7 protein-coding genes are annotated in these 8,765 nt (G+C 45.6%); 2 read left to right on the top strand and 5 right to left on the bottom strand.

Annotated elements, in window-relative coordinates; translation table 11 throughout:
* Positions 1-7: 7 nt before the first annotated feature.
* On the top strand, positions 8-172 hold the full coding sequence (locus QZZ54_RS13145; protein WP_290703150.1) for a TolC family protein: 165 nt from the start codon (positions 8-10) through the stop codon (positions 170-172).
* A 100-nt stretch (positions 173-272) separates the two neighbouring features.
* Here QZZ54_RS13145 and QZZ54_RS13140 read toward each other — a convergent pair whose 3' ends face one another.
* Positions 273-1,073, bottom strand: coding sequence for an ABC transporter substrate-binding protein (locus QZZ54_RS13140; protein WP_290703147.1), 801 nt, complete (start codon positions 1,071-1,073; stop codon positions 273-275).
* 120 nt (positions 1,074-1,193) lie between these two features.
* On the opposite strand from QZZ54_RS13140, the gene QZZ54_RS13135 reads away from it, so the two are divergent.
* Positions 1,194-4,223 carry an EAL domain-containing protein gene (locus tag QZZ54_RS13135; protein ID WP_290703146.1) on the top strand — a complete coding sequence of 1,010 codons (3,030 nt, stop codon included), beginning with the start codon at positions 1,194-1,196 and terminating at the stop codon, positions 4,221-4,223.
* An 81-nt stretch (positions 4,224-4,304) separates the two neighbouring features.
* Here the strand turns inward: QZZ54_RS13135 and mgtE are convergent, their stop codons facing one another.
* The 4 genes from mgtE to QZZ54_RS13115 all read right to left on the bottom strand — a co-directional run bounded on the left by mgtE (position 4,305) and on the right by QZZ54_RS13115 (position 8,666).
* Positions 4,305-5,654: a magnesium transporter gene (mgtE, locus tag QZZ54_RS13130; protein WP_290703145.1), complete on the bottom strand. Its 1,350-nt coding sequence runs from the start codon at positions 5,652-5,654 to the stop codon at positions 4,305-4,307.
* A gap of 143 nt (positions 5,655-5,797) precedes the next feature.
* Positions 5,798-7,255 carry an aspartate kinase gene (locus tag QZZ54_RS13125; RefSeq protein ID WP_290703144.1) on the bottom strand — a complete coding sequence of 486 codons (1,458 nt, stop codon included), beginning with the start codon at positions 7,253-7,255 and terminating at the stop codon, positions 5,798-5,800.
* 80 nt (positions 7,256-7,335) lie between these two features.
* Positions 7,336-8,238 (bottom strand): ectoine hydroxylase, encoded by a 903-nt coding sequence (gene thpD, locus QZZ54_RS13120; protein ID WP_290703143.1) that lies wholly within the window; start codon positions 8,236-8,238, stop codon positions 7,336-7,338.
* Between the two features lie 23 nt (positions 8,239-8,261).
* A complete protein-coding gene (locus QZZ54_RS13115; protein WP_290703142.1) occupies positions 8,262-8,666 on the bottom strand; it encodes an ectoine synthase in 405 nt (134 codons plus the stop codon).
* Positions 8,667-8,765: the final 99 nt, after the last annotated feature.

The following is an 8,765-nucleotide window of genomic DNA, read 5'->3' as shown; positions in this document are numbered from 1 at the left end:
CCGAAATGTGGTTGATGTTTTACAGGCAGAGCAGCAACTTTATAGTTCTCTACGGGACTACGCTAACGCCCGGTATGACTACATCCAGAACCTGTTCAACTTTAAGCAACAGATTGGCACGCTAAATCCAGACGATATTATTGGTCTGGATCAATGGTTAACCGCTAAGTAACCCTGGCAAAAAAAAAGGCTGATGCGCAATGCATCAGCCTTTTTATAATCAGTGTCTACAGGCCAATAACTACCTATTCAAAACTAGCGCTATCTAATAACTAATCTTTAACAACGATTTCACTCAACCCGTGCTTTTCAGCAAACTGGTAAAGTTTGCCCGTTTTCTTCATAGCATTCAAAAAGTCATCCACCTCTTTCAGCCACGCCAGCTCCCCTTTTGGTACAGCATAGGCATAGCCTGTCTTTGCAAAAGGCTGTTCAGGGGAAAGTAGTACTGCCCATTCCGTGAGAGTGACCATTCTCTTACCGTAGGGGAAATCAGTCATGAATACGTCGGCTCTACCACTCATCACTTCCTGTTCACGAGCCTTGAAGCTATCAACGACTGATATCTCAGCTTTTTTGAATTTCTTTTTTACCACCGGCTCCATATAGGTGCCCTTCTGAACAACAGCAATAACGCCCTCCTGATCTATCTCATCCCAACTATTTATCCCCCTGTTATCTTTAGTACCCACCGCGTAAATGCCGCTAGCCAGATAAGGCTGTGAAAACTCCATATGGGGTTTTCGGCTATCCCTGATACCTACACCGTGCATAGCGATATCACAGGTATTACTTTTGAGGTTGCTCACCAGCTGTGAAAAAGAGCTTTCAACAAAGGTCAGTTTAACGCCAAGGGTATTAGCCAACTCATGGGCCATATCAATATCGATACCTTCCAGCTTTTGCGTACGAGGGTTACGGTAACTGATTGCAAAATAACCAGGCCAGATACAGACTTTCACCTCACCTACAGCAATTATATTCTCAGAACGCTCGCTGGCAATTGCGCTGTTAATTGTGGACGCCAGCAGGGATAATAAGATTAAGAGAGTGATTTTAAAGCGATTGGTCATGGTTTTAACGTCCGATTTTTCTGTCGAAGGTCAATTAACTTCGATGTGCTCATTCATTTCAAGCTTTAAACTGAGTTAAAGCTGATTTGTTCCGCTTCTTTGATGTGAGTTGTAATTTCTATGCACAGTAGTCTTGCAAAGAAGCCCCCCTCTTTCGCCAAATGGGTATATGGGGGCGTTGTATGTTCTTGTCTTCTTATTATCGCCGTTCTCTGGTTCAGCTTTATCCAGAGCATAGAAGAGAGAAATGAAAGAGCGGCACTTTATGCGCGAATGATCGAAGGCACAATAACCCGAACGCTCGAAGGTATGGAGATCAGTTTGGTCTCTCTGTCCGACGACTTGATAGACGGAGGCCTTGATCCTGAGCACCTGTCTAAAGTGCGCCAACGATCCCTTAAAATCCTTAAGTTTGCTCCCCAGCTTAGACAGATTATTATTATCAAAGGACAGGAGACCATCCTTGATACTCAAAGAACATCTCCGGTTAATATAAACCTTAACATCCTCGGGTTTCATGCTTCACGAAAGAGCTATTACTCTCTTGGCCTAATAATAGGCAACACTTTAAAGGGCCGGTTTTTACCTTTGGAAGGAAGATTTCCGGAGGAATCAAACCGGCGTAAACTCATCCCGATCGCCTTCGAATCAAAGAACAAGGCCGGTGAAAGATTACTCATCGTCGCTGCGTTTAACCCCAGCTATGTGCATCGCTATATCGCCAACCTTAACCTTGAAAAGAGAGATAGTGTTTATCTAACCGATCTTTCTGGCGAGTCACTACTACAGAAAGGCCTTTATGGCCCCAACCGTCAACATGTACTCCCGCACCTTGAAAAGATTTTGGCCGATGATGCCGATGAAGGCAGAGCCGACAACCTCTACTATGACACTCTCCCCACCAGCACTACCGCTACCCGGCTGTTAACAAAATACCCTCTGGCTGTCTCAATCGTGGTTAGCCATAAGGGTTCACTGATGCTGTGGTTAGAACAAAAGCGCAACCTGCTACTGGTACTATTGGGGGCCGTTATCACTCTGATTACCGGTGCACTAGTTCTGGTTCGCAACGGTCAGAGAGCCCTGGAGATGCAGGAGGAAGTACATCTCTTATCTGAAGTAGTGGAGCACAGCCCCACTGTTATTGTGATCACAGATCCCGGGGGCAGCATCGAATACGTTAACGAGTGCTTTGAAATAGTCACCGGTTATCGGAAAGAAGAAGTCATTGGCCGCAACCCTCGAATATTCAAGTCAAATGAGACATCGGATAAGGAATACATTGAGATGTGGCAAGTTCTGACAGCCGGTCAGACTTGGCACGGAGAGTTTCATAACAAACATAAAGATGGCTCTCTTTACTGGGAAAGGTCTTCCATTGGACCACTCATAAATGAAGCAGGGGAGATAACCCATTACATCGCGCTTAAACAACCTATCACAGATGAAAAGGAAGCTCAGGAAAAGCTTCGACTGGCTTCGGATGTATTCAGTGTGGCGGCCGAAGGGATCATGATTACCGATCAGCACAACAGAATTCAGATGGTTAACCGAGCCTTTGAGCAGATAACCGGATATGAAGAATCTGAAGTCCTGAGAAAAACCCCTTCCCTTTTAAAATCTGAGAAGCATGGCCCCGACTTTTATGCAGAAATTTATACCCAGCTAGACAGAGATCATGCCTGGGAAGGTGAAATCTGGAATCAGCGAAAGAACGGCGAACTCTATCCGCAATGGCTGATGATTTCTTCCCGCTATGATCTTGAAGGAACATTCGAAGGCTATGTGGCCCTGTTCAGCGATATTACTAAGCGCAAACATGATGAAGCTGTCATCATTCACCAGGCAAACTATGACAGCCTTACCGGGCTACCTAACAGACACCTTTTCGATGACCGGTTAAAACAAGCTCTGGTGTTCTCAGAACGAAGCAGCACTAAGGCAGCTCTACTTTATATCGACCTGGACCGGTTTAAATATGTGAACGATACTTTCGGTCATTATGCCGGAGACCTGTTGCTTAAACAGGTATCAGAACGGCTAACCTCCTGTGTTCGCAAAACCGATACCGTCGCCCGACTTGGGGGAGATGAATTTGCCATCATTGTTCAGGAGCTGGACAAAGTCTCAACGGTAGAAAAAATCGCTAAGAACGCACTTAAATCTCTTGCCAGCCCCTTTATATTGGAAGGTAACGAAGCCTACATATCCTGTAGCATAGGCATTGCTATCTATCCCGAAAACGGCTTAACCAAAGAGAGGCTTGTGCTGAATGCAGATAATGCGATGTACAAAGCAAAAGCAAAAGGCCGCAATACCCACGAATACTTTAATCAAACCCTGAACGAAGATTCAAAACAGCGTAGCATGCTCGAACAGGACATCTATAAAGCGCTGAAAAGAGATGAATTTTATCTATTGTACCAGCCGATCTGGTCAGCGGACGGGAAGCAGATTGAGTCAGTAGAAGCTCTGATCCGATGGCTTCACCCTGACCGGGGCATTATCTACCCTCTTGAGTTTATACCTTTAGCAGAGGAATCTGCTTTGATTCACAGCATTGGGAAATGGGTCACCCATGAAGCATGCGCGTTTGCTAAACGGCTCAGCGTTAGCTCACCATTGACACCCAAAGTAAGTATCAACATCTCCGGTTCTCAGTTTCTCAGAGACAATGTAGTTGAAATATTCACCCACGAACTGGCTGAAAATAAGCTGGATGGGGCGGCTTTAATCATTGAAATTACAGAAAGCATTCTTTTGTTAGATCAGGAGAAGATTTATTCACAGCTCGAAACACTAACTTCAAAAGGTATTGATATCGCAGTGGATGATTTTGGTACCGGCTACTCTTCACTAAGCTACCTGAAAAAATACCCGATTCAACGATTAAAAATTGATAAATCCTTTATTGATGAGTTGGAAGAAAATAGTCAAGACCGAGCATTAGTATCAGGAATACTCTCATTAGCCAGTTCGTTATCCTTGAAAACAGTCGTGGAAGGTGTTGAAACTCAAGGTCAACTTGATCTTCTTCGCCAGTATGGCTCACCGATGATACAGGGCTACCTGCTTGCCAAACCGATGTCCGAAGATCTGTTAATCACGCTACTGACTGAAAAAGCGTCAAAGAACAGCCCTGCCATTTAGCTCTCACATTGATTCAGACCTGCTAAGCATCCCCTTGGCCAACAAAAGGACTTATTAACCTGACACCTGACCGCTTTAGTCTTAAATAAATATTGCTGCCAGCCCCAGGAATGAGAAGAATCCTATCGCATCAGTAAACGTGGTCAACACAACACTTCCGGCAACCGCCGGGTCTATAGACATTCTCTGTAAAACTAGCGGGATAAAGATCCCTCCGATAACGCCTGTGATCAACACAATTAGCAGAGCTACACCGAAAACCATACCCAATATTGGGTCACCAAACCAATAAAATGCGATCACTGCTACCGCAACCGCCCATACCAGGCCATTAAGAAAAACAACCGACGCTTCGTGAAAAATAAGCTGAGCTAAATTCTTACGGCCGATCTGATTTAGCGCGATACCTCTAGTAACAATGGTCAACGTTTGCGAGCCAGCAACTCCCCCCATACTAGCCACGACGGGCATAAGGACTGCGAGCGCGATCAGTTGCTCTATTACCGCTTCAAATAAACCTATAACCCAGGCAGCCAGGAACGCTGTGATAAGGTTGATTCCCAACCAATAACCACGCTTGTATGCGCTGGAAATAATAGGCGAAAACATGTCCGTATTAGTATCCAAACCCGCCGAGCGCATCATTTTATTATCAGCTTGCTGCTGAATAACATCGACAACATCATCAATAGTAATACGGCCCAATAAGCGGTAATTATGATCGACAACCGGGGCAGATAAAAGATCACAATCCTGAAAGATACGGGCCACATGTTCCTGACTGGCATCCACCGGAATTGCCTGAAAGTTTTGTTCCAGAATATCAGCAACCAGTATGTCCGTTGGTAGAGAGACAATCTCACTTAGAGGTAATACTCCCAATAGCTTATTGGTCCGATCTACCACCATCAAACTATCCAACTGGCGGGGCATCTCATCCTCTTTTTTCCGCAAGATCCGGAGATATCGTAAGACTGATAGAATCGACACATCGGCCCTTACGGCAGTCGCATCAGCGTCCATCAGTCCACCCGCAGTATTATTTGGATAATGTTTAACCCTGTTATATCTAGCTTTACGCAGCTCATCCATCGCAGCAATCATCGCATTAATGACGGTAGCGGGAAGGTCATCGTCAATATCAGCTAGCTCATCAGGCTGCAACAGAAACAGGCTGTCTAGTAACGCTTCCTGAGGGGTATTATCGATCAGATACTGACGGACCTTTCCGTGGACACTTTTAAGTACGCCGGCACGCTTCTGGACATCAAGGCAGCCCCAGATAACCATGCGATTCTCAGGTGTTGACGCCTCAATCAGCCGCGCAGTTTCACTGGCGCTGACTTCTGAAATCAGGTTATTGAGCGTCACATCATCCTGCCGCTCAATCGCTTCATGGATCTGATCAATACGCAGATTAACCTGAGACATTCACCCTACTCCCAATTCGCACGTTACCTGAACGGCCAGATAATAGATTACCCTATTCTTACCCTATATAAGCATTCTCTTTAGCCACATTAATAATAGGATTACTGGAGGTTTTTCACTGGGCTAAGTAATAACCTAGAGATTCAACTCAGACGTTGTGCGGAGTAGCTCGATAGACAGATCGCCCGACCATGATCATGCACCTCTACCAGCGCCTTATGAAGACTTTGTACAGCGGTATCGTAGTCAGCTTCATCAATCACAAACTGCATGTCCACCTGCCGCATCGACTGATGTATTGCCAACACACTGATTCCGCCATCTGCGAGAGCAGAAACCGCTTTTGCAAGAATGCCCGGTACCTCCATATCACTTCCAATAGCTGAAACGATGGACACTTTTTTCTGATCCAACTCTGCTTCAGGAAAGCGTGCGGCCAGTGCTGTCCGGATACGTTTAACTGTTTTTAGATTGGTTGTCAGATAGTGAGTGATGGTATTAGCATTCACATCCTTGGATACAATATGTGCCCTAAAGCGTTTAATTAGCCCCAATATCTCCTGGTCGTAATCTTCAATACTCCCTGCCATATCCTGATCAAACAGTTCCAGGGCATAGACGCCTCTGCATCCAGCAATGATCTCGACACGGGGCGTATCACTAACATAATCTCCGGTAATCAGGGTTCCCGTATGTTCTGGCTCGAAGGTATTTTTCACCCGCAACGGCACGTTATGCTTACGCAACCCCTTAGCCGCTTTCGGATGAATCGCTTCCATTCCCAGATTAGCTAACTGATCCGCAACATCGTAATTAGTGCGTCCAATAGGCACAGTATTATCTTCCCCCACCAGACGCGGATCAGCACTACTCAGGTGAAATTCTTTATGAATGATCGCTTCCCGGGCATTGGTCAGTACCGCCAAACGGCTAAAAATCATTTCACTATAACCGCGATCAAAGGAGGACATCAGACCATCCTGGCTATGGGCATAGCCAGTAACCACTGGTAGCTGAGTATCTAAATTAATATCCTGGAAAGCAGAACTAATCCTGTCATCCAGGGACATATGCCGGTCAGTATCCCAGCCAGTCAGATCGACGTAGCAGGCATTAATACCATCACGTTGCAGCAGCTCAGCCATATTCCAGGCGCTATGGGCCTCACCAATGCTCGCGAGCATCTCACGCACGGTTGCAAGATGCGCATCCAGTGCGAAATGACCGTGCATGCACAGGCTGTGCAGGTCGGTCAGGCATTTTTGCGCATCCTGCAGTCGCTCATCTATAAAGTTATTAGCCCTGATCAGCAGCTCATCTTTGCCAAACAACAATAGATTATGATCATACATTTCACATTTGAGTTGCTCTAGAGCCAACAGCCAACTCCGATCTTCAATGCTGCTGGCAAACAGCCCGTAAACACCCGGCTGTCCGCTCCGCTTATGTTCCAGCAACTTGTCCGTTATTCCACCATAAGCAGACACAACAAACACCCGCTGGTAGAGACTGCCAGTATTGGATGATTTTAAAATTATATTATCGCGAACCGATACATAATCAGACATCGAAGTGCCGCCAATCTTTTCTATAGTATGCATAACTCTCAAAATTTTCAGATGATCAGGCTGTTGTACCAAAACCGATTTTTAAAATACAAGCACTCAACGTGACTTACGGATTAGCCAACAACTGGAACAATACGCTCCCGACTACAGATATACTCCGGACGCGGAGGCTGGCTACAAAAAGGCTCAACTACCCGGTTACTCAGTGCATTATAAACAAAGAACAGATTTGCTCGGGGCTCAGGGGTAATGTTGCTGTTTGAACCGTGCATAACATTGCAATCAAAGACAATCACACTTCCCGGTTTACAACTGGCTGTCACAATACCACCGGAATCTACCATCTTTTTTAGCTGCTCATCGGACGGCACACCGTATTCCTGTTTTTTTAGTGAGGCTTTAAAATGCTCCTCAGGCGTTTCTCCTGCACAAGCAGCGAACTGGCGGTGTGATCCTGGCACCAACATTAGCGGGCCGTTGTACTCAAAGTTCTCTGTCAGTGTGACAGACATACTCAGTGCTCGCATCCGTGGCATGCCATCCTCCACATGCCAGGTTTCAAAATCAGAATGCCAGTAAAACTCCTTCCCCCGAAAGGCCGGTTTATAGTTCAGGCGAGACTGATGGATATACACATCATCATTGAGCACGTAACGTGCAACCTCAGCTAACCGTGAGTCAGCAACCAGTTTCTTAAACATAGCGCTATTTTCATGAACCCGGAACACCGAGCGAAGCTCTCCACTGCCAGGCTCGGTAATCGTTTCACCCGACTGTTTGATTTTTTCATCGTGGCGTAACCGCTCCAACTCCTGCTGAAACATCTTCACTTCAACATCTGAAAACAGATCTTCGAGTACCATAAAACCATTCTCAGCATAATCATCGATCTGCTGCTGAGAAAGCGGAGCTACCCGGCTTATTGGAGCATAAACGGTTGGATCCAGCCGTTCAGAAAACCCATTTACACCCTGTCGAGAAGGGTATACGTCATCGCACTGCTGCTGACCTGGCATAAACATTCCTCTCAGACTCATCATCACGCCGATACAGTTTCAGCGGCAAGTTCATAAGCCCCTTCAGCGTTATGAACCTCTTTACCATTCAAAGGAGGATTGAATACACAGGCCATCTTCATCTCTTCAAACGCCCGTAAAATATGTTTGTCGTTCTTATCCAGAATATAAAGCGTTCCTGGTTTTATCGGGTATTTCTCACCATCTGCTAAAGTTTCGACCTCACCTTCTCCAGATATACAGTACACAGACTCCAGATGATTCTGATAATGCATTCCAAAATCAGCATTTTTATAAATGGTGGTGATATGAAATGAGAAACCCATGTTGTCATCATTTAACAGCATACGAGTGCTCTCCCAGTTGCCATCGGGCGATACAATACGACGATCACTCTGCTCTGCGGTTGCTAAATCACGTACGATCATTATGTTTCCTCATCTTGAATTTAAAAATTAAGCGTCAGACTCTTGCTGAAGAGTGATGATCATATCCTCACTACAGGATACCGTGACCACCTCTTTAAC

The sequence above is a fragment of the Amphritea sp. genome, assembly GCF_016744155.1.
Lineage (GTDB): Bacteria > Pseudomonadota > Gammaproteobacteria > Pseudomonadales > Balneatricaceae > Amphritea.
Note: the sequence above shows the minus strand (reverse complement) of the source record. Positions and strands in the feature narration are given on the sequence as shown.